This is a genomic window from Chitinimonas viridis, assembly GCF_030409555.1.
Lineage (GTDB): Bacteria > Pseudomonadota > Gammaproteobacteria > Burkholderiales > Chitinimonadaceae > Chitinimonas > Chitinimonas viridis.
Genome location: NZ_JAUFPU010000008.1, coordinates 70,705 through 90,722 on the forward strand (window position 1 = coordinate 70,705; position 20,018 = coordinate 90,722).

The window sequence follows — 20,018 nt, forward strand, 5'->3', positions numbered from 1 at the left end:
CGGAGCGCAAACGCATGAAGCTGACCATAGTCGGTACGGGTTATGTGGGCTTGGTGACCGGGGCTTGTCTGGCTGAAGTGGGTAACGAGGTGCTGTGTCTGGATGTGGATGCCAGCAAGGTGGCGGATCTGCGGGCCGGTATCATGCCCATACATGAGCCGGGCTTGGAGGCGCTGGTCAGCCGCAACCAACAGGCCGGGCGGCTACGCTTCACCACCGATGTGGATGAGGCCGTGGCTTATGCCACCTTGCAGATGATTGCGGTGGGTACGCCACCGGGTGAAAACGGTGCGGCAGACCTGCAGCATGTGGTGGCCGCTGCGCGCCAGATAGGCCGGCGCATGACGGACTACAAGATCATCGTGGACAAATCCACCGTGCCGGTAGGGACGGCCGACAAGGTGGGCGAGGCGATTGCAGAAGAATTGGCGGAGCGGGGGGTGCAATTGCCCTATGCCGTGGTGTCCAACCCGGAGTTTCTGAAGGAGGGAGCGGCGGTAGAGGATTTCATGCGGCCTGACCGTATTGTGGTGGGCAGCGATGATGAGCGCGCCACCCAGTGGTTAAGAGCGCTCTACCAGCCTTTTCAGCGCAGCCACGAGCGGCTGGTGCTGATGGACGTGCGCTCGGCGGAGCTGACCAAGTATGCTGCCAATGCCATGCTGGCGACGCGCATTTCCTTCATGAACGAGATGGCCAATCTGGCGGAAGCCCTGCAGGCCGATATCGAGCAGGTACGGCGGGGCATAGGGGCCGATCCGCGCATAGGCTATCAGTTCCTTTACCCGGGCGTAGGCTATGGCGGATCATGCTTTCCCAAGGATGTGCGAGCGCTGCGGCGTACGGCGGAGGCCCATGGTGTGCAGCTGCGTGTACTGGAGGCCGTGGAGGCGGCCAATGATGCGCAAAAGCACAAGCTGGTGATCAAGCTGGTGCAGCGCCTGGGGGCCAGCCTGCGTGGCCGCTGCATCGCCTTGTGGGGGCTGGCGTTCAAGCCGGATACCGACGATATGCGTGAGGCACCCAGCCTGACGGTGATAGACGGGCTGTTGGATAGAGGGGCGCGGGTGTCGGCTTATGATCCCACGGCCAGCAAGGCGGCGCGCAAACTCCTGGGCGAGCGCATACACTATGCAGCTAGCCCCATGGCGGCGCTTGAGGGCGCAGATGCACTCCTGATCGCTACCGAATGGAAGGAATTTCGCAGCCCGGATTTTGATGCCATCAAGCGTGCGCTGAAGCGGCCGCTGATCATCGACGGGCGTAATCTCTATGACCCGGCTTACCTGCGTGAGCTGGGATTTGTCTACGACGCAATAGGGCGTTGAAAGGCCTCGAATGAAGCATGAAGACTTGAGGCGCGCGCTGGCGGCATCGCGCGTGCTGGTGGTGGGGGATGTGATGCTGGACCGCTACTGGTTCGGCGATGTGGAGCGCATATCGCCCGAGGCACCGGTGCCGGTAGCCAAGATCAGCCGCATCGAGGAGCGTGCCGGTGGTGCCGCCAACGTGGCGCGCAATATAGCGGCTATCGGTGGGCAGGCCACCCTGCTGTCGGTCGTAGGGGATGACGAGGCAGGCAGCGCGCTGCAAAGGCTGCTGAATGAGCATGGTGTGGCTACCAGCCTGCATCGTGATGCCAGCATCACCACCACGGTGAAGCTGCGTGTGGTGGCCAGGCAGCAACAACTGATACGGCTGGACTTTGAGTACAGCCCCAGTCACGAGATATTGGCCGCCAAGCTGGATGACTTCCGGGCTGTACTGGCGCAGCATGATGTGGTGATACTGTCAGACTACGGCAAGGGTGGGCTGACCCATGTAGCGACCATGATCGAAGCCGCCAGGGCTGCCGGCAAGCCGGTGTTGGTTGACCCGAAGGGCGACGACTACAGTCGCTATGCCGGCGCGACCTTGCTGACGCCGAATCGTAGCGAACTGCGCGAGGTGACCGGACGCTGGGGGAGCGAGGCGGAGTTGGTGGAGAAGGCACAGCAATTGCGCACCCAGTTGCGGCTGGACGCCTTGCTGGTGACGCGCTCGGAAGAAGGCATGAGCCTGTTCGAGCCTGCTGGTGTGACCCATGAGCAGACGCTGGCGCAGGAAGTGTTCGATGTATCGGGTGCGGGTGATACGGTGATCGCTACCCTGGCGGCCATGCTGGCGGCGGGTGAGAGCCTGCCACGGGCCATGCAGTGGTCCAACCTGGCGGCCGGCATCGTAGTGGGCAAGCTGGGCACGGCGGTAGCCACGGCCGAGGAATTGTTCGAGCGTTGAGCCGTTTTTTTTGGGCAACCGGGAGGGTGTACAAGGCCCGGTGCTTAACCACAAGGGAAGGAGCAACCATGTTTGGCAAGCTGGCAGCAGATGCATTGGGATTGAGCGATATCGGTGCAGTGATCAAGCCGGAGGATTACGACAAGGTCGATGCCGATGACTACGTAATGCACGAGGATCAGGAAAAGATCTTCTTCCTGATCAAATCCAAGGTGGACGAGTACTGCTTTACCAACAAGGCGCTGATACACCTCGATGGCTCCAGCGCCATGAGCAAGAAGCGCATGCTGCATCGCTACAGCTATAGTTCCTATCCGGTGTCCGAGGTGCTGCTGGAAACCGCCGGAACCATAGACATGGACGTGGAAGTGAAATTCCAGCTGGGCAACAAGGCCTTCTCCATCGATGTGCACAAAAAGCATATCGAAGAGGTGAAGGACCTGTACAAGGCGCTGCTGCGTATTGCGGAACTGATGCACGAGAACGAGATTGCCCTGGCTTATGCCAAGTCCAGCCTGGAGCTGGCATCGGTGACGCTGGGACGCGGCCAGAGCGGTGGTACGCCGGTGGTGGAGGCCTTCAAGGAACTGAATCAGGCGGCGTTCTCCTGGCTCAGTGCGGCCCAGCAGAAGTATGTGGTCAAGGACTTCGGCTTTGTGTTCGAGCGCTATATCAAGAACTAAGCCCGTTGGGTCGCTGGCGACTACGCCAGGGTGTCGACAGACCGCCACAATGTGGCGGTTTTTTCTTGGCGGCGAGGCTAGTCGCTGTATTTGCGATTGATGGCTGCCAGGGTGCCGTCGCTCTGGAGCAACTGAAAGCCCTGCTGCAGCTTATGCAACACGGCAGCATCGGTGCCCGGATGGCAGGCGAGGTACAGCTCGAAACTGCGTACCGGAATCATGGGCTTGATCTTGCCGGTGAGATTCTGGCGTGCGATCAGGGCGTTGCCGCTTTCTCCGCTGGCCAGCCAGTAGTCCAGTCGGCCCGCCATCAGATTCTTGATGGAGATATCGTGGTTGGCCGACATCACCACGTTGTAGCCCTGCTTGATCATGTACAGCGCACTGGCGGAGCCATGGTAGCCGCCTATGCGGGCGCCTATGGCGCTTTCCAGGCTGCGGGGCGCCTGTGGTTTGTCGGTACGGCCGAACAGCATCCAATCGTTGTGCGCCAATGGGCCTATCCAGACAAAGCTGGCTTCGCGCTCGGGAGTGCGGGCGGTGGAGTAGACGCAATGGCCGGGCTGGCTGCGGGCGGATTCGAAAGCGCGAGCCCAAGGGGTCAGTTCTATCTTGTAGGCCAGATTGCTACGCGTCAGCAGGATTTCGACCTTCTCCGTCGAACTGCCGCCCACCCTGCCGTCAGGCAGGGGGAAGTTGTAAGGCGGCAAATCCTCGGTGAACAGCTTGAGCGGCAGGCTGTCGGCTAGGCAGGCGGGCAGCGACAAGGCTACCAGGCAAAGCATGAGCGGCCGAGACATGGCAGCCTCTTGCGGGTGATGGTGATACCACTATATGTCGGACTGCCGGTTGTGGTGGATCGTCCCGCTTGCCGTAGGGGCTTATCCGATGGGCGGCTGCGCCGCCAGGCAGGCGTGGGCGGCCGCCACGCCGCTGCGCACTGCGCCCTCCAGGGTGGCGGGGTAGTCGCCTGCCGTATAGTCGCCGGCCAGCCACAGCGCAGGGTCGGCCGTGGCATTTCCCGGCCGCTGTAGCCCGGCAACGCAGGCAAAGGTGGCGCGTTTCTCTGCGATCACCCTATGCCACAACGGTGCAGGTAGCTGGGGGTGGGCCTGTGCGATTTCCGTCGTCACGGTGGCGGCCAGCTGCGCCTGCGACCAGGCTTCGTGCGGGCCTTCGGCACTGATCACGGCCGCCAGGAGGCCGTCCTGGCCACACAGGCGGCCTCGGTCGAACAGCCATTGGGTGCTGCTGCCCACCATGCCTTGCATGGCCTTGGGCAGCCGAGTACCTGCCGGGTAGCGCAGGTAGACGGTGTAGATCGGTTGCCAGGTCCATGCGTCCAGCAGGGCGCAGGCAGGTGCGAGGGCGGGCAGGTGTTCTGCCAGCATGGCCAGCCTATGTGGCGGCAGCGCCAGTATCAACTGGCTGTAGCACCTATCGCTGCGATCCAACTGCCAGCCCTGGGCGCTGCGCCCCACCTGCCTGATCATGGTGCCGGTATGCACAGTGCAATTGCGCTCAGCCAGATAGCGCCCTGCGGCCTCGGGAAAGAGTGCCGACAGATCGGTCGCGGGCAGCAGGAAGTCACTGGCCGCGCGCTTGCCGGCCAGGCTGTCGCGCAGCACGTTGAGCAGCACCTGGGCACTGGCGGTGGCGATAGGGGTGTTGAGGGCGGCCAGGGTAAGCGGCTCCCACAGGCAACGTACCAGGTGGGCGGACTGCCCATGGTTGGCCAGCCAGTCTGCGACCGTGGTGTCCTGCGCCAGCTGGAAGCCACGCAACTGCGCACCGGCCATGGCGCGTATGGCGCTGGTGCGCTCGCCCCAGCTGAGGCCATCGGCCCATAGCAGGCCGGCCAGGGTATGCAGTGGTGCGGGTAGCCGAGGGCAGGCCAGGCGGAATACCCGCTGGCTACCCTGCTGTACATCCAGCTCCAGGGGCGTGCGAACGAAACCCTCGGCTTCCCCCACCCCGGCCAGCTGCATCAGGCGCAATAGCTCGGCATAGGCGCCTATAGCCATGTGCTGGCCGTTATCCAGTGCCACACCGTCTATCTCTACCCGGCGGGCGCGGCCACCCAGCACCGGGCCTGCCTCGAACACTTCAAGCGGCTGGCCATGGGCAGCCAGTTCCATGGCGGCTGCCATGCCGGCGTAGCCGCCGCCGATGATGGCAATGGGGTCAGATTTCTTCACGGAATATGTCGCGATACAGCTCGGGATAGCGTGCCAGCACCTGGCGGGCGCGATCCGGCTTGATGGGGTGTATGGTCTGGATGAAGTGGAGATCGCCCTCGGGCTCGATGGCCACCAGCTCCAGGATGAAGAACAGGCGCCGCTCTGGCATGAAATACAGCCAGCTGGCCGAGCCCTGGCCGTATTTGGCGATCTGGTTGTTCAGTTCCAGGAGGCGCTTGGAGTTATCGGCGCTGTAGAGAAACAGTTCGGGCGTGCCATCGGTGCGCTGGTAATTGCGCGCGATGCGAAAGGTTTCCAGCGCTTGCCGCATCTTGCGCCGACGTATTGCCTTGCGGTCTGCATGGCGCATCTCTACCCAGCCTGCGATCAGGATGGCGATGATGACCAGCGCGGCAAACAACAGATACCAGGGCGAGAAGGGCAGTTTGTCCATCAGCTTGGGCTGGGTGTCTGGGTTGGGCGATACAGGTAGGGTAGCGTCATGGCCTGATTGAACCCGCAAGCACGCGCAAGTGCAATGGACGCGTGATTGTCGGTGCTGGCCAGATAGTGGGCCTGCTTGCCCTGGGCATGTATCCAGTTGGCCGCATGGCCAACAACGGCCTTGCCTAGGCCCCGGTTACGCAGTGTGGAGGCCGTGCTGACGGCCTGGATGCTGATATGGCTGCCAGCGGCAAGATTGCATTCGGCCATGGCAACCAGTTGGCCCTCATGGATGGCACCAAAAAAGCGATCCAGCCTGCCGAAGTCACGCATCAGTGCAGGATAGTCGGCATAGCCTTGGGCAGCCAGTTCCGGGTGCATGGGGGTGCCCTGCTGGCGTGCCTGTTCGAAGTTGACTATGGGGATAGCGCTGGCTGTGGGACCGGGGCCGGGACCGTCCAGGCACAGGTGAGTGTCCCAGCCGATTTGCCAGCCGCTGGCTATGGCCAGTTCGTCGGCGGGCAGATTGCACAGGGCGACATCGGCAACAGGCGCGTGCTGATCCAGCCAGTGCAGGGCGGCATCCAGGGCGGCCTGATCCTGGGCGTAGGCCCAATACGAGGGGACTTCAGGCCGGCCGGCCCAAGGGCCGCCCAAGACCCAGGCGCTGCCGTCATCGGCCAGCATGGCGGTGGAGCCGGGATCGCACTCCACAATGTAACGCGCAAATGCCGCCATGGCGTTGTCGGGCAGGTGCGGCAGCAGTGCCGCCGCCTGGGTGAGTTGTAAGAGCCCGTTCAATGTCTACTCACCCCGCGCCTTGTTCTTTGTCCGGCAAGGCAGCAAGCCTGCCGGACTGCGACGCGGTGTAGGGGTACCGCACAGGCGCTAGGCCTAGGTGGCTGCCGCTCACGCAAACCACCAGGTTTTCCAGGCCAGCCAGAGCTTGCGTATGGGCGTGAGGCTGAGCCGCTGATTGAGCACCTTGGCAGGGCCGTCGAGTACGATTTCTTCCAGCGTGGCGCGATAAATGGCCGCCATCACGAGGCCCGCGCGCTGCTTCTTGCGGTCTGGCGCTGGTAGGGCGGCCAGGGCTTCGTCGTAATAGGTCTGCGCACGTTGAATCTGGAAATCCATCAATTGCTTGAAGTTGTCGGATTCGCGGTAGCTGAGTATGTCTGCAGCCGGTACGTTGAAGCGCTGCAGTTCTTCGACCGGCAGGTAGATACGGCCACGGCGGGCATCCTCGCCCACATCGCGGATGATATTGGTGAGCTGGAAGGCCAGGCCCAGTTTTTCGGCGTAGACATAGGTCTTGTCATCGCTGACGCCAAAAATGCGGGCGGATAACAGACCGACCACCGAGGCGACCAGGTAGCAGTACTGCTGCAGGTCGGCAAAGCTGTTGTAGCGGGCCTGGGTCAGGTCCATCTCCATGCCGTCTATGATCTGCAGCAATTGCTGTTGTGGCAGTTGCAGGCGAGCGACATGCGGCTGCAGGGCCCGGGTCACCGGGTGCTGTGGGTTGTTGGCATACAGGTTGGCCACTTCGCTGCGCCACCAGTTGAGCGTCGTGCGGGCCACGTTCTCGTCATGGGTTTCATCCACCACATCGTCCACCTCGCGGCAGAAGGCGTACAGCGCCGTAATGGCGCGGCGGGTTTCCAGCGGCAGGAAGCGGAAGCTGTAGTAGAAACTGGAGCCACTCTGGGCGGCTTTGTCTTCGCAATATTGGTCGGGCGTCACTTGATCGGTCTCACGCTGGCTGATGGCCAGGAACGCCCGGATTGTAGCGAGTTACGCGGCTTTTGCCTTGCTTATCCAGGTAATTCCGGCCAGTACCAGGCAGAGGCCCACTACCTGCAACAGTGAAAAGGGCTCGCCCAGTATCAGCCAGCCGAAGGCGATGGTCAGCACAGGCCCTACCGTGCCCATGGCGGCTGCCCGGCTGGCGCCCAGCCGTTCCACGGCACGGGCAGCCAGCCAGATGGGGAGTACGGTGGAGACCAGCGCCATGGCCAGCGCCCAGCCCCAGACGCCTTGGGGCAGGCCGGCCAGGGCATCCAGCGGACGGGCCAGCAGGAAGTGCCCCAGAACAAAGCCGCATGCCATGGCGCCGGAGTAACCGGCCAGCCGGGTGGAGCCGATGCGTTTTACATAGCGGCCGGTGCCCAGGTAATAGAGCGAAAAGGTGATGGCAGACAGGAAAACCCAGCCGCCGCCTATCAGTACGGCAGTGCTGGCGGTCGTGTGGACCAGGTCGTGCCAGAAGGCCGCCAGCAGCCCGAGGTAGCATAAGCCCATGGCGGCCCAGATGCGTCCGCTGATGGGGCGGCGATGCCAGGCCGCTTCCATCAGCAGCACCAGGCTGGGGTAGGTGAACAGAATGAGCCTTTCCAGTCCGGCCGAGATGGTTTGCAGGCCCAGGAAGTCAAACAGGCTGGAGAGGTAGTAGCCCACCAAGCCCAGGCCGGCCAGACCCAGCCAGTCGCGTTTACCCAGGGGGTCGCCCTGGGCGGAATAAGCAAGCCAGAGAAAGGCCGGCAAGGCCAGGCCCATGCGTAGCGCCAGCAGGCTGACGGCGTCGACCGGCCCGGCGGCATAGGCCAGTTTGACGAAAATGGCCTTGAGCGAGAAACCTGCGGCAGACAGCAACGCCAGGGTACGACCGTCCTGCCACCAGTGCCGGTGTTCTGATATGGCGAAGGCTGACAGGGCGCGCTGTATCATGGCTGCTCCAGGAGTGGGTTGATACGGCGCATTGTGAACCGCAGCAGCAAGCGCGAGAATGCGTTTTTACACCATGGTCCTTCGCCAATGACGAAACCTCTACGCTTTGATCTGAACGATCTGCGCTTGTTTGCTGCCGTGGCTGCGGCGGGGTCGCTCTCCAAGGGGGCGGCCAGTCTGCCGCTGGCGCTGTCAGCCGCCAGTGCCCGGTTAAGGCAGCTTGAGCACAGGCTGGGGCTGAGCCTGTTTGTGCGGCACGCTACTGGGGTGAGGTTGACGTCGGCCGGCGAGGTGCTGCTGGAACATGCCCGCCGATTGCTGCGTTCGGCACAGGACGCCCAACTGGCGATGGACGGCTTGAGCGGTGAGCAGCGCGTGGCCTTGCGGCTCTACGCTAATACCACCGCCAACAGCACGATACTGCCGGGCGCCCTGGGGCGTTTCCTGGCTGAGCATGGCTATGTTGATGTGACGCTGGTGGAGCGCCCCAGCCGCGAAGTGATTGCTGCGGTGGCGGCGGGCGAGGCAGACCTCGGTGTAATTGATGGCGACTATGAGCCCCCCGGCCTGTTGGCCTTGCCTATAGGCCGGTACCGGCTGGCCGTGCTGGCGTCGCCCAGGCATCCATTGGCCGACAGGGCCAGTATCAGTTTTCGTGAACTGGCCAGCCATGACCTGGTGGGCTTGCCGGATGGCAGCTCCATGCAGGGTTTTGTGGAAAAGCTGGCCAGGCTGTCGGGCCTGGATCTGCATATGCGGGCCAGGGCGCCGAGCTTTGCCGCCATCGCCAGGCTGGTGGCGGGCGGGGCCGGTGTAGCCGTCGTACCGGAAGCCACCGGCCAGGGCTACCGGGATGCCATGGGCTTGGCCTTGGTCGCGCTGAGTGATGACTGGGCGGAGCGGGAGCTGAAGCTCTGCCTGCGCCAATGGGAGACCCTGCCCACCATGGTCAGGGCCCTGGCCGAAGCATTGAGCGGCATAGCACGGTAGCGCCAGACAGATATTGAGCCAAGACGAACGAGATCGCCCTGGCTCAGGCTAGCCAGCCGCTGGCCGCCCGCTTGACGCGGTCATTCACGGCCAGCCACGCCGCTGTCTGCGGGGGCTGTTCCAGCAGCAAGACGTCGAAGCGGTCGCCATCGTGCTCACGCAGGGTGGCATAGAGTGCGCGGGCATAGGATTCGGCGTTCAGGGGCATGGCATGGCATTCTGCGCCGCAGACTGCCTGCAGCATTTGCGAATGGTGCAGCAGGGCTACCCGCTGGCCTGCTTCAAAGCGCTGGTAGGCCTCGGCCTCCAGAGCGGCCAGGGGGCCCACCAGCAAAGGGGTGCGGGGGGCGTAGTGGGAATCGAGCAGGCCTGATACCCGCAGCTTGGCGGTGGTCGGTTTCTCGTGGTGTATCAGTTTAACGCCCAATACGGCTTCAATGGCTTCGGCCGGGATGCCACCTGGGCGCAGCAGGGTGGGGTGGGCATCAGTCAGGCCGACGATGGTGGATTCAACGCCTACTGTGCAGGGGCCACCATCAAGGATAAGGCCCAGCGCATCGCCGAATTCGTTGTAAACATGTCCGGCTGTCGTGGGGCTGACATGGCCGAACTGGTTGGCAGACGGGGCGGCCAGTCCACCGCCGAAGCGCTCCAGCAGGGCATGGGTGAGTGGGTGGGCGGGGGCACGCAGGCCGACCGTATCCTGCCCGCCAGTGACGGCGTCGGGTACATGGGGCTTGCGGCGCAATATCAAGGTCAGCGAGCCCGGCCAGAAGGCATCGGCCAGTTTCCAGGCAGCATCGGGGATATCCTGCGCCCAGTCGGCCAGTTGCTGGCGGCCAGCGATATGGACAATCACCGGATGGTCAGCCGGCCGGCCTTTCATGGCGAAGATCTTGGCTACCGCGTCGGGGCGGCTGGCATCGGCTGCCAGGCCATAGACGGTTTCGGTGGGAATGCCGACCAGCTCGCCTGCTTGCAGCAGTGCCAGGGCCTGGTCGAGGTCGGTGGAGATAGGGCGCATGGGGCTATTTTATCGCGGTTTCAGGTTTGCGCCCGGTGTTGTCACTGGGTTAGTGCGCCACATCGGTGGCCTGCGCCATGCGCGGTGGCGTGCGCATCCAGAACAAGAGCGGCAGCAGCAGGATGATGATGGCGCCAAACCACAGGAACAGCTCGCTGAAAGCCAGCAGCATGGCCTGCTGGTTGACCTGCAGATTGATCAGGGCATAGGCCTTTTGGGTGGCGCTGGCGATGGCATCACCCTTTTGCTGGAACAGCCGGGTATAGGCCTCCAGCCTTTCGGCCATGGCGGCGTTGTCATGGGTCAGGTGCTCGACCAGCGCCGAGCGTTTGATGTCCTCGAACTTGACCAGCAGGGTGGCCGACAGCGCAATGCCTACGCTGCCCCCCAACTGCCGTACCAGATTGTAGAGGCCGGTAGCGTTGGGAATTTCGGTAGGCAGGATACGGGCCAGGCTGAGGTTGTTGAGCGGCATGAACACCAGACCCAAGCCAAAGCCACGTAGCAGCAAAGGCCAGAAGAAATCGGCCGCGCCCGACTCGGTGGTGAACAGGTGGTGACCCCACATGGCGTACATGAACAGGGCGGCTCCCGCGATGATCAGCGCATGGGCCGGCACACCGCGGGAGATCAGCTTGGCGGCGATGGGCATGGCAAAAGCGGCCGCCAGGGCAGAGGGCAGGATGATCATGCCGGTCTGGAAGGCGTCGAAACCGATCAGGGTCTGGGCATAGACCGGGAACAGGAATACGGTGGAGAACAAAGCTGCACCCAGAAAGAAGGTGAACAGCAGGCCGGCCGAGAACTGCAGGTCCTTCATGATGCGCAGGTTGACGATGGGATGGGAGATCTCCAGCTGGCGGATGACGAAGGCGAACAGCGACACGAAGCTGGTGACAGCGTAGGCGAGTATCTCGGTGGATTCAAACCACTCCAGCTTTTCACCGCGCTCCAGCATCAACTGCAGGCTGCCTATGCCGACGGCCAACAGTAGCAGGCCCAGGTAGTCCACGCTGCTGATCTGCCGGCGATGGGCGGAGTCCGGCACGAAGGCCAGCACCAGGAAGAGGGCGATGGCACCGAGGGGTAGGTTGATATAGAAGATCCAGGGCCAGGACCAGGTGTCGGTAATCCAGCCACCTACGGTCGGGCCAAGCGAGGGGCCGAACATGATGCCTATGCCGAAGATGGCCATGGCCGTCGCCATCTCCTCGGCCGGAAAGACTTCGTACAGCGTGGCCTGTGCCGTAGCGATCAGACCGCCGCCGCCCAGACCCTGGACGATGCGCCAGAACACCAGCTCGCCCAGTGAGGTGGCATTGCCGCAGGCCCAGGAGGCGACGGTGAAGATGATGATGGACAGTGCCAGGTAGTTGCGGCGGCCTATCTGGTTGGCCAGAAAACCCGAGATGGGCAGGATGATGACGTTGGCGACCACATAGCCTATCGAGACCCAGGTGATTTCATCGAGCGTGGCACCCAGGGTGCCCATCATATGGGGTACAGCAACATTGACGATGCTGGTGTCCAGCAATTCCAGCACGCAGGCCAGCGTTACCGTGATCGCGATGATGAAGCGGTTGCGATGGATGGCATCCGGATGGTTGCTGCGTAGCAGGCTGGGGAAGAAAGGCTTCATGCTGTGACCTTGGCTGGGGCGGCTGGCGAGTAGATGAATCAGGCTTGCCGGGAGAAGGCGAGCTTGATGCCGAGGAACAGGAACAAGACCCCCATGCTGCGGTTAAGCCACTGGGTAATGCCCTTGCCAGGCTGGATCAGGCTGCTGACCTTGGCGGCGGTATAGGCCAGGGTGTGGCACCAGAGCATGCCGTTGAAGTTGAATATCGCCCCCAGGAAGATGAAGGCCAGTGCCTTGCTGGGTGCGGCGGCATCAATGAACTGTGGTACGAAGGCCAGAAAGAACAGGGCTACCTTGGGGTTCAGTACGTTGGTCCAGAAGCCTTGCCAGAATATGCTGGACAGGGGCGCGGCCTGCAGCTTGGCCAGCTCACCCGGCGTGATGGCCTTGCTGCGCAGCATGCTGATGCCAACCCAGATCAGGTAGGCGGCGCCGATCAGCTTGACGATGGTGAAGGCCGTGGCAGAGGTCGCCAGGATGGCCGACAAACCCAAGGCCGTAGCGAAGATATGGACAAAGGTGCCCAGGCCTATGCCCAGCGCGGCGGCAGAACCGGCACTGAAGCCCTGGCCGGCGGCGCGGCTGGCGATGTAGAGGGAATCCGGGCCCGGCGCGATATTGAGCATCAGGCCGGACAGGATGAACAGCCAGAGGTCGTGGGTGCCGAACATGGATTGGTCTCTAGGTAGGGGATACGAGGGCGTAGCCGGTGCGCAGGGCGTGTGCCCAGTCAGGCCGGCCATTGCGGGCTGCTTGTGCGGCGGCGGATTCAAAGTCATATGGCAGTGTAAGCAGATCGACCTGCCAGCCGTGCCCCAGGCGTTCGACGATCGCGTAGCGGGCATCGGGGCTGCCGTTCTCTACCAGATGAAAGTGCGGGTGATCGTCATCGTAGGCCGGCAGGCCGACACTGCCAGGGTTGACTACCCGCCTGCCATCGGGGGCGCACAGGGTACGGGGGAGATGGGTGTGGCCGCAGGCGATCAGGCGCGCTGTCTCCTGGCCCAGGCGTGCAGCCAGCTCGGTGGGCGTGGCCATGTGGCAGCCTGTGGGGGTCACGGTTTCCATGCAATAGGCCAGGTCGCTGGTGGGGGTGCCATGGCAGAGCAGCACCTCGCCCATCCGGTGGGTGGGCAGCAGGCTGGCCAGCCACTGCAAGGTGGCAGGGCTGATCTGTTGGCGGGCGTGGCGATCACTGGCGGCCATGCTGGACAGGTGCTGGGTCAGCAATTGCCGCTCATGATTGCCTGCCAGTTGCGGCCAGCTTTGCTGCCGCAGCAATACCGCAGTTTCTTCAGGCCATAGCGGCCCGCTCAAGCTATCGCCCAGATTGGCGATCTGCGTGATGCCACGTCGGGCAATATCGGCCAGCACCGCTTGTAGGGCGGGGAGATTGCCGTGGATGTCGGAGATCAGGGCGAGGCGCATGGTGTTTCTGCCTGGGTTCAGCGTATGCGTATGCTGGCCATGACGCTCATGCCCGGGCGCAATGGGGTGGCATTGTGGTCAAAAGCGGCCAGCCTGATCTTGACGGGCACCCGCTGCACCACCTTGGTGAAGTTACCGCTGGCGTTATCAGGCGGCAATAGCGAGAACTTGGCGCCGGTGGCCGAGCTGAAGGACTCCACCTTGCCGCTAAAGGCCTTGCCGGGGTAGGCGTCTACCTCGACAGTGACAGCCTGGCCGGCCCGCACATTGCCAACCTCGGTTTCCTTGAGATTGGCCGTGACCCAGATATCGCTGAGTGGTACCACATACATCAGCGTCTGGCCTGCCTGCACCAATTGGCCGACTTCGACTGACTTCTTGCTGACCACACCGGTGATGGGGGCCAGTACCTCGGTATCCTTGAACTGGATGGCTGCCAGATCACGCTGAGCCCGAACAGAATCGACCTTGGCCTGGGCGGATTTCAGGCCGGCACCAGCCACGCCTACCTGCTGGCTGGCGGCGCTGGCCGTATCGCGTGCGGTCCTCAGCTGAGATTCGGCCGAGCGTTGGGCTGCCAGGGCAGCATCCAGCTGGGCGCTGGATGCCATACCCTTGGCAGCCAATGAGCGGGTCCGTTCCAGATCATTGTGCGCCCGCTCGGCATTGGCCGCTGCCAGGGCAATGGTCGATTGCGCTGCGGCCGCGCTGGCCTGGGCATAGCCTATCTGGGCCTCGGCCTGACCGGTACTACCCTTGCTGCCGGCGGCAGCCATGGCGATCTTCAGGTCGGCCTCGGCCTGTGCCAAGCGGGCGCCGTAGTCGCGGTCATCTATTTTGACCAAAACGCTGCTGGCGCTGACGGGCTGGTTATCGGCCACCTTCACCGCCTGGACATAGCCGGACAGGCGTGCGGCGATGGGCACGATATGTCCCTCTACCTGAGCATTGTCGGTCTCGACATACGTGCGGCCATGCCACCAGTGATAGACCACCCAGCCTGCGATGGCGGCGATGGCGAGCGCCAGTACCAGCCTGGCCTTGGTCTGTTTCTGAGATGGGTTTGCGGTGTCGTTCATGCGTGGCTCTTGAGGCTTGCACCAGCTTGGGCTGGTGTCAGGGAGAGGTGGGGGTGTCAGCCGGGATGCTGAGAACTATCGATGCCGCAGGCCCTGTACCAGTAGATCAAAATGGAAGCGGGCAAAGGCCTTGAGGTCGACCGGTTCGGTATCGCACAGCGCGAAGCTCTGCTTCCAGACCTTGATCATCACCAGCGGGGCGGTGACCGCCCGGGCGGCCATCATGGGATCGACTTCACGGAACTCGCCGCTCTGTATGCCACGGTTGATCACGTCGGCAAACAGCCGGCGGCTACGCACCACGACTTCATCCACATAGAAACGGGCCAGCTCGGGGAAATTGGTGGCCTCGGCAATCATCAGCCGGGAGATGCCGGAGGAGGTGGCGTGCTCCATCCGCTCCGCCCAACTGGAAAGCAGCTGCCACAACAGGTCGGACCAGGCGCCCTGATGCTCCTCTACCAGCGTCTCGGCGAACTCCAGCGCGGGGACGACGGTTTCGCGTACTACCGCCTTGAACAGCTCTTCCTTGTTCTCGAAGTACAGATAGACCGTGCCCTTGGTGACGCCCGCCAGCTTGGCGACATCATCCAGCCGGGTGGCGGCAAAGCCCTTGTCGGAGAACAGGGTCAGGGCGGCCTGGATGATCTCGGCCGGACGGGCATCCTTGCGGCGCTGCCAGCGTGGTAGGGGGGTGTTCATATGGGGCTCCTGGGCGGGTGAGGCCGTTACGGGGCGATGCGCCAAGCTGGGAGGTGAGTTAGTGACTTTTGAGTAATTTACTTCATTGCTGAACGAAAAGTCAATAACTGCGGGCTTGGTTGTAAGCGGCAGGGGATTGGCGTAAGGTGGCCGGCAATGCTCAGGGAAATTCATAAGAACAGTGTCCAAGTGACTGATATAAAGCTGGAAATAATCGAATCTAAGGCGCTGCTGGCAAGTGGGCAACCGCCCTTGCTATTTATCCATGGCGCCTATGCCGGCGCCTGGTGCTGGCAGGTGCATTACCTGGCTTATTTTGCCCAACGCGGCTATCACAGCTTTGCCGTCAGCCTGCGTGGCCATGGCTTGAGCGAGGGGCGCGGCGGGCTGGCGGCCACATCGGTGCATGAGTACGCCGAGGATGTGGCCCAAGCCATCAGGTTGATCGAGATGCAGACCGGCCGTCGGCCGGTGCTGGTGGGGCATTCCATGGGTGGCTACCTGGCCCAGATGGTGGCGCGGGAGCAGGTGCTGCCTGGCCTGGCGCTGCTCGCTACGGTGCCACCCGAGGGCTTGATGGGGTCGGCACTGCATTTGTTCTGGCAGCATCCCCTGCTGCTGTGGGAGCTGAATCTGCTGCAGAACGGGGGCGTACCGCCCCGGCTCGACAAGCTGCGGGAGCTATTGTTCTCGGCCCATATCGTGGAGGCTGAGTTGCAGACTTACGCGGCGCGCTTCCAGCATGAATCGGATCGCGCCCTGATAGACATGAATCTACCCCAGTTTGACCAGCGCCCGCCGCGCGGCATGCCGCCAGCGCTGGTTCTGGGCAGTCATGATGACAAGCTGATGCCCTGCCATCTGATCTACAGCGCAGCCCGGGCTTTGGGTGTGCGTGCCCATATGTTGCAAGGCCTAGGTCATATGCTGATGCTGGATGCCGGCTGGCAACTGGCTGCAGCGGCCCTGGCCGCGTGGTTGGAGGAGCTACCATGAAGATAATAGCTGAGCCGCGTCTCCGGCTGCTGGGGGTAGCCTTGCTGCCTTTGTTGCTGGCCGCATGTGCCAGTGCGCCGGACAAGCCCGCCGGCAAGGTTGCCAGCAAGCCGCCAGCGGCTCGCCCGGTAGTGGCGCCCAGCCATATTGAGGTGAGCGCGGCAGGGCGTGAGATTGTGATGTATGCCCTGGGGCTGATTGATGTGGGCTATGTGTTTGGCGGCAAGAACCCGGAAGCGGGGCTGGATTGCTCGGGCATGGTAAGTTTTATCTTCCGTAATGCAGTGGGCATGGAAGTGCGCGGCAGCGCAGCCGATATCGCTCGCAAGGGACGGCCCATCAAGCGGGAGGAGCTGCAGGCCGGTGATCTGGTGTTCTTCAACACCATGAACCGCTCCTTCTCGCATGTGGGCATCTATATCGGCGATGACAAGTTCATCCACGCACCCAGCACCAAAGGTAGGGTGCGGATAGAGAGCATGAAGACCAAGTACTTTGCCACCCGCTATGAGGCCGCGCGCTCCTTGCTGGCGGGGTGAGTCGTGGCCTTCTAGATGACGAGCGTCAGCGAGGCTCCCGCGCGGCGGCGCGGGCGGGGGGTGTGGATTCAATCAGGGGAGAGCCCGCCGGTTCAGGCTGCGCTGCCGTTCAGCGCCAGGGTTACCCTGGCGCCTGCTCGGTCAATGGTAGCTATTGATGACTTGATTCCATGACAGGCTCTCAGTTCAGGTATTGCTGCAAGCGGTTCAGCGCTGCTGTATCGGCCTGTTCTTTGGCGCAGGCATCCGGTGTGCTGGCAATGTTGACGCAGGCATCATCCGAGCCGTCAAAGCTGTGGGCTGCACCCTGGTAGACCGTCATCTGCACTTCGTTGCCAGTAAGACTGCTGGCCCCCTGCTGGGCAGCACGATCCTGGCGGGTGGTGCAGGGATACTTGAGTGCCTGGGTGGCTTTGCTGGCGTCGTAGTAGAGCTTGTCGGTGCTGGCAGCCAGGATGTGCACACTTGCATAAGGCCGCCATTTGCTGTTGGTGATGCCGTTATAGGCGCTGTTCAGGCCGCAGCCGGGATAGAAGGCTACGCCACCCCGGAAGCCACGTTGTGCTGCAGGCTTGCTAGTGGTGCCATCGGGCTCGGTGTCGGCCAGCGTGGTCATGACGGTGCTGCCGCCATGTGACCAACCCAGCAATGCCATGCGGCCTGCGGAAACCAAGTCGCTGCGGCTATCGAGATAGCTGCGGGCGGCATAGACGTCCAGCGGCCGGTCGGTGACTTCCGAGATGCCGACGCCAGCGCCATTGCTGCATTCGCTCTGATTCTGGCCTGCAGGCTTGCGCGGGCTGAAGCTGTCAACGACCAGCACCACCATGTTCTGTGCTACCAAGCGGTCTGCCCACTCGCGATACAGGGTCTGGACATTGCTGTTGTTGGCATTGGGCAGGCTGTAGCTATAGACCCCCGAGCAGCCATGCAGCATGACGACGGCGGGGTAGCGCTGATTGCCGCCTGCGACCCAGCCTGCGGGCACGAACAGCTTGGCTGGAATGGTGAGGCCTGCTGCATTCTCGAAGCTCACGTTGCTGAAGTTGCTGTTCCAGGCCATTGCAGGCAGGGTGGCGGCGCAGAGCAATGCGGTGATACAGGGTTTGAACATGGCGATGTCTCTCGGTGTGTTGATCTTGGCCGAACGGTGGGCAGCACGTTGGGTGACGCGGGTATGGGCTCCGTTTGTCCCAAGTGCAGGGGCCACAGGGTGGCTGGCGTGAGCGCATCGTCACACTGGGCGGGCCTGTGTGATCCGAAGATGTAATTAAGAGAGTACTAATATTTTGCTAAGAGCGGCTAACAAAACCCAGCGTAGCGGTTCTGGCTATGCGTGCGAGCGCTGGCATGCGCAGCAGGCGCGCGCAGCGGACAGTACGTGGGTACGGCAAGCTCGCACAACAACGCCAGAAGGGTTTCGTTAGCGGCTCTAAATGGCCTTGGCTGGACGAGAGGGCGCAGAATATGAAACTATCGCAAGCCTGCTGATGGCCGGGTTCCTGTCTTTGGATTGGGCTTGGCCATGGGCCTTTGTGCCATCCTCGCCAGGAAACCACCTTGTCGATCGCATTGTGTTGCCGTGGCGTACTGCACGAGAGGATGCGCAGCTTGGTGGGTACTTCCGGATGCTTCACGGCTAACCTGCCTGTAAAGAGTAGGCTAGCGTGCCAAGGTGTCTGGTGGCGCCAGCAAGCTCGCTATGAAGCGGCGCTGTCCAGGGGATATCGCTCCATCTATCCAGCCTATGTGGTGTCGATATGCTTTGGCGGTGCCCAGCCTCGCCCAGAAACCGAGGTTTATGGAAGCACCCTAGTGTCTATGCAACTGTACTGGAGTCAGAATGAACATACGCTCATTTTTCGTCATCGCCCTCGCAGCCTCGAGTTTTGCCTATGCCAGCAATATGGCAGCCGATGCAGGGAAAGTCAGCGAAACCGTGCCGCCGGCCAAGGAATGGAAAACCGTCCGTATTGGCGTTGAGCCGGCATTCAAGCCTTTTACCTTCAAGACACCGGAAGGTGTGCTGACCGGTTTTGATATAGATATTGCCAATGAACTGTGCACGGCAATGCAGGTGAAGTGCGAGTTCGTGGAGGAGGCGGACTGGAATGCCTTCCTGGTAAATCTGAACAAGGACAAATACGATGCCATTGTCTCTTCGATGTATATCACCGATGAGAGAAAGCAGTTTGCTGCATTCACCAAGACCTACTATCAGGTGCCGTCGCGCATCTTGGTCCGGGCGGATAGCAAGATCAAGAAACTACCCGCTGACCTGAAAGGGAAGCGCATGGGTGTGGCCATCAACTCAGCCGAAGAGCGTTATGCCTTGGGCGAACTGGCGGCAAAGGGTGCCAAGATCACCCGCTACAAGACCCATGCCATGCTGATGGAAGATATGGCGATGGACAGGCTGGATGCCGCTGCCATGGATGCACTGATTGCCGCCACGGATTTTCTGGGTAAAACCGGCAACGAGGATTGGGCCTTTGCTGGCCCGGCCATCAACGACAAAAACAACACCAAGTATTTTGGTATAGGGCCTGGCATTGCAGTGCGTAAACAGGATGAGGCGCTGCGCGTGATGTTTGACAAGGCCATAGTGACCATACGACAGAATGGCCAGTGGAAGAAGGTCAACGACAAATACTTCAGCTTTGATGCCTGGGTGGACTAGGCTTGCTGCATGATTGAAAACAAAGGCGCTGAATAGCGCCTTTGTTTTGCTTGCCCTGATGATGGGGCGTGATATGCCGGAGCCAGGCGGGATATTCAATAAACGAATCAGAGAGGACGAAATGAAATCTGCATTGTTTGCTGCAGTATGCGTGCTGGCGGCTGGCTTTTGCCAGGCGGGCGATGAAAAGATCGGCGACCAGGTGGTCTACGTCAATGATCAGGATAAGGCGATGAATGCCGCCATGGCTAAAGCCCAGGCGACGCTGGATACCTTCCTGCAGGTGGCGGAGAGCAAGCCCAGTGGCACATTGGGTTACAAATTGAAAGTCCGGTTTGAAGACAAGAACGGCGCAGAGCATATCTGGGTGACACCGTTCAAAAGGGAAAAGACAGGTTTTGTGGGTGTCGTGGCCAACGATCCTGAAGTCGTGGAGACGGTAGAGGCAGGTAAGTCCTACTCTTTCAACCGAGCGCAGATCAGCGATTGGGGCTACGTAAAGGATGGCAAGCAGGTGGGCAGCTATACCGTTTGTGTCATGTTCAAGTCCATGCCGGCCGATCAGGTCAAGCGCTACAAGGACGACTACGGCTTTGAGTGCAAAGACTGATTGGCTGTACTTGAGTC

21 protein-coding genes are annotated in these 20,018 nt (G+C 61.9%); 8 read left to right on the forward strand and 13 right to left on the reverse strand.

Features of this window, described 5'->3' with window-relative positions; genetic code table 11:
- The first annotated feature begins 14 nt into the window (after positions 1–14).
- The 3 genes from QWZ03_RS09055 (at position 15) to QWZ03_RS09065 (ending at position 2,960) form a co-directional block, all read left to right on the forward strand.
- Positions 15–1,328 (forward strand): UDP-glucose dehydrogenase family protein, encoded by a 1,314-nt coding sequence (locus QWZ03_RS09055; RefSeq protein ID WP_290332392.1) that lies wholly within the window; start codon positions 15–17, stop codon positions 1,326–1,328.
- Positions 1,329–1,338: 10 nt separating this feature from the next.
- On the forward strand, positions 1,339–2,277 hold the full coding sequence (rfaE1, locus tag QWZ03_RS09060) for a D-glycero-beta-D-manno-heptose-7-phosphate kinase (protein WP_284196850.1): 939 nt from the start codon (positions 1,339–1,341) through the stop codon (positions 2,275–2,277).
- 68 nt (positions 2,278–2,345) lie between these two features.
- Positions 2,346–2,960, forward strand: a complete 615-nt coding sequence (locus QWZ03_RS09065) for a PH domain-containing protein (RefSeq protein WP_284196849.1) — start codon at positions 2,346–2,348, stop codon at positions 2,958–2,960.
- Positions 2,961–3,037: 77 nt separating this feature from the next.
- On the opposite strand, the gene QWZ03_RS09070 is transcribed toward QWZ03_RS09065, so the two are convergent.
- From QWZ03_RS09070 to QWZ03_RS09095, 6 genes are all read right to left on the reverse strand, one after another.
- The gene (locus QWZ03_RS09070) at positions 3,038–3,760 is read right to left on the reverse strand and encodes a substrate-binding periplasmic protein (RefSeq protein WP_290332393.1); all 723 of its coding nucleotides are present in this window, start codon (positions 3,758–3,760) and stop codon (positions 3,038–3,040) included.
- 81 nt (positions 3,761–3,841) lie between these two features.
- Positions 3,842–5,158, reverse strand: a complete 1,317-nt coding sequence (gene hpnE, locus QWZ03_RS09075; RefSeq protein WP_290332394.1) for a hydroxysqualene dehydroxylase HpnE — start codon at positions 5,156–5,158, stop codon at positions 3,842–3,844.
- Positions 5,145–5,594, reverse strand: a complete 450-nt coding sequence (locus QWZ03_RS09080; RefSeq protein ID WP_290332395.1) for a hypothetical protein — start codon at positions 5,592–5,594, stop codon at positions 5,145–5,147. The genes hpnE and QWZ03_RS09080 overlap by 14 nt, the downstream gene beginning before the upstream one ends.
- Entirely contained in the window at positions 5,594–6,385 is a 792-nt protein-coding gene (locus QWZ03_RS09085; protein WP_290332396.1) for a GNAT family N-acetyltransferase, read from the reverse strand. The genes QWZ03_RS09080 and QWZ03_RS09085 overlap by 1 nt, the downstream gene beginning before the upstream one ends.
- 108 nt (positions 6,386–6,493) lie before the next feature.
- Positions 6,494–7,330: a presqualene diphosphate synthase HpnD gene (gene hpnD, locus QWZ03_RS09090; RefSeq protein ID WP_290332397.1), complete on the reverse strand. Its 837-nt coding sequence runs from the start codon at positions 7,328–7,330 to the stop codon at positions 6,494–6,496.
- Positions 7,331–7,381: 51 nt separating this feature from the next.
- Entirely contained in the window at positions 7,382–8,314 is a 933-nt protein-coding gene (locus tag QWZ03_RS09095) for a DMT family transporter (protein ID WP_290332398.1), read from the reverse strand.
- 87 nt (positions 8,315–8,401) lie between these two features.
- On the opposite strand from QWZ03_RS09095, the gene QWZ03_RS09100 reads away from it, so the two are divergent.
- Positions 8,402–9,304, forward strand: a complete 903-nt coding sequence (locus QWZ03_RS09100; protein ID WP_290332399.1) for a LysR family transcriptional regulator — start codon at positions 8,402–8,404, stop codon at positions 9,302–9,304.
- A gap of 43 nt (positions 9,305–9,347) precedes the next feature.
- Here QWZ03_RS09100 and QWZ03_RS09105 read toward each other — a convergent pair whose 3' ends face one another.
- The 6 genes from QWZ03_RS09105 to QWZ03_RS09130 all read right to left on the reverse strand — a co-directional run bounded on the left by QWZ03_RS09105 (position 9,348) and on the right by QWZ03_RS09130 (position 15,176).
- Positions 9,348–10,328 carry an L-threonylcarbamoyladenylate synthase gene (locus QWZ03_RS09105; RefSeq protein ID WP_290332400.1) on the reverse strand — a complete coding sequence of 327 codons (981 nt, stop codon included), beginning with the start codon at positions 10,326–10,328 and terminating at the stop codon, positions 9,348–9,350.
- A 49-nt stretch (positions 10,329–10,377) separates the two neighbouring features.
- Positions 10,378–11,967: a DHA2 family efflux MFS transporter permease subunit gene (locus tag QWZ03_RS09110; protein ID WP_290332401.1), complete on the reverse strand. Its 1,590-nt coding sequence runs from the start codon at positions 11,965–11,967 to the stop codon at positions 10,378–10,380.
- A gap of 38 nt (positions 11,968–12,005) precedes the next feature.
- Positions 12,006–12,638, reverse strand: coding sequence for a LysE family translocator (locus QWZ03_RS09115; RefSeq protein ID WP_290332402.1), 633 nt, complete (start codon positions 12,636–12,638; stop codon positions 12,006–12,008).
- Positions 12,639–12,648: 10 nt separating this feature from the next.
- Complete coding sequence (locus QWZ03_RS09120) at positions 12,649–13,395, reverse strand: metallophosphoesterase family protein (protein ID WP_290332404.1); 747 nt, start codon at positions 13,393–13,395, stop codon at positions 12,649–12,651.
- Between the two features lie 17 nt (positions 13,396–13,412).
- Positions 13,413–14,474, reverse strand: a complete 1,062-nt coding sequence (locus tag QWZ03_RS09125; protein ID WP_290332405.1) for an HlyD family secretion protein — start codon at positions 14,472–14,474, stop codon at positions 13,413–13,415.
- 75 nt (positions 14,475–14,549) lie between these two features.
- Entirely contained in the window at positions 14,550–15,176 is a 627-nt protein-coding gene (locus QWZ03_RS09130) for a TetR/AcrR family transcriptional regulator (protein ID WP_290332406.1), read from the reverse strand.
- A 189-nt stretch (positions 15,177–15,365) separates the two neighbouring features.
- Between QWZ03_RS09130 and QWZ03_RS09135 the strand changes: the two genes are divergently transcribed.
- On the forward strand, positions 15,366–16,172 hold the full coding sequence (locus QWZ03_RS09135) for an alpha/beta hydrolase (protein ID WP_290332407.1): 807 nt from the start codon (positions 15,366–15,368) through the stop codon (positions 16,170–16,172).
- The gene (locus tag QWZ03_RS09140; RefSeq protein ID WP_290332408.1) at positions 16,169–16,711 is read left to right on the forward strand and encodes a C40 family peptidase; all 543 of its coding nucleotides are present in this window, start codon (positions 16,169–16,171) and stop codon (positions 16,709–16,711) included. Before QWZ03_RS09135 ends, QWZ03_RS09140 begins: the two co-directional genes overlap by 4 nt.
- Before the next feature lie 181 nt (positions 16,712–16,892).
- Here the strand turns inward: QWZ03_RS09140 and QWZ03_RS09145 are convergent, their stop codons facing one another.
- The gene (locus tag QWZ03_RS09145; protein WP_290332409.1) at positions 16,893–17,825 is read right to left on the reverse strand and encodes a dienelactone hydrolase family protein; all 933 of its coding nucleotides are present in this window, start codon (positions 17,823–17,825) and stop codon (positions 16,893–16,895) included.
- Positions 17,826–18,554: 729 nt separating this feature from the next.
- On the opposite strand from QWZ03_RS09145, the gene QWZ03_RS09150 reads away from it, so the two are divergent.
- Complete coding sequence (locus tag QWZ03_RS09150; RefSeq protein WP_290332410.1) at positions 18,555–19,391, forward strand: transporter substrate-binding domain-containing protein; 837 nt, start codon at positions 18,555–18,557, stop codon at positions 19,389–19,391.
- Positions 19,392–19,404: 13 nt separating this feature from the next.
- On the forward strand, positions 19,405–20,001 hold the full coding sequence (locus QWZ03_RS09155) for a YegJ family protein (RefSeq protein ID WP_290332411.1): 597 nt from the start codon (positions 19,405–19,407) through the stop codon (positions 19,999–20,001).
- Positions 20,002–20,018 lie beyond the last annotated feature (17 nt).

Excerpts from the sequence above, each read along its gene's own strand:
- QWZ03_RS09115 (WP_290332402.1), bottom strand. The coding sequence starts at position 12,638 with ATGTTCGGCACCCACGACCTCTGGCTGTTCATCCTGTCCGGCCTGATG.
- QWZ03_RS09100 (WP_290332399.1), top strand. The coding sequence starts at position 8,402 with ATGACGAAACCTCTACGCTTTGATCTGAACGATCTGCGCTTGTTTGCT.
- QWZ03_RS09080 (WP_290332395.1), bottom strand. The coding sequence starts at position 5,594 with ATGGACAAACTGCCCTTCTCGCCCTGGTATCTGTTGTTTGCCGCGCTG.
- QWZ03_RS09150 (WP_290332410.1), top strand. The coding sequence starts at position 18,555 with ATGAACATACGCTCATTTTTCGTCATCGCCCTCGCAGCCTCGAGTTTT.
- QWZ03_RS09105 (WP_290332400.1), bottom strand. The coding sequence starts at position 10,328 with ATGCGCCCTATCTCCACCGACCTCGACCAGGCCCTGGCACTGCTGCAA.
- QWZ03_RS09140 (WP_290332408.1), top strand. The coding sequence starts at position 16,169 with ATGAAGATAATAGCTGAGCCGCGTCTCCGGCTGCTGGGGGTAGCCTTG.
- QWZ03_RS09055 (WP_290332392.1), top strand. The coding sequence starts at position 15 with ATGAAGCTGACCATAGTCGGTACGGGTTATGTGGGCTTGGTGACCGGG.
- QWZ03_RS09065 (WP_284196849.1), top strand. The coding sequence starts at position 2,346 with ATGTTTGGCAAGCTGGCAGCAGATGCATTGGGATTGAGCGATATCGGT.
- QWZ03_RS09145 (WP_290332409.1), bottom strand. The coding sequence starts at position 17,825 with ATGTTCAAACCCTGTATCACCGCATTGCTCTGCGCCGCCACCCTGCCT.
- QWZ03_RS09120 (WP_290332404.1), bottom strand. The coding sequence starts at position 13,395 with ATGCGCCTCGCCCTGATCTCCGACATCCACGGCAATCTCCCCGCCCTA.
- QWZ03_RS09125 (WP_290332405.1), bottom strand. The coding sequence starts at position 14,474 with ATGAACGACACCGCAAACCCATCTCAGAAACAGACCAAGGCCAGGCTG.
- QWZ03_RS09070 (WP_290332393.1), bottom strand. The coding sequence starts at position 3,760 with ATGTCTCGGCCGCTCATGCTTTGCCTGGTAGCCTTGTCGCTGCCCGCC.
- QWZ03_RS09095 (WP_290332398.1), bottom strand. The coding sequence starts at position 8,314 with ATGATACAGCGCGCCCTGTCAGCCTTCGCCATATCAGAACACCGGCAC.
- QWZ03_RS09130 (WP_290332406.1), bottom strand. The coding sequence starts at position 15,176 with ATGAACACCCCCCTACCACGCTGGCAGCGCCGCAAGGATGCCCGTCCG.
- QWZ03_RS09110 (WP_290332401.1), bottom strand. The coding sequence starts at position 11,967 with ATGAAGCCTTTCTTCCCCAGCCTGCTACGCAGCAACCATCCGGATGCC.
- rfaE1 (WP_284196850.1), top strand. The coding sequence starts at position 1,339 with ATGAAGCATGAAGACTTGAGGCGCGCGCTGGCGGCATCGCGCGTGCTG.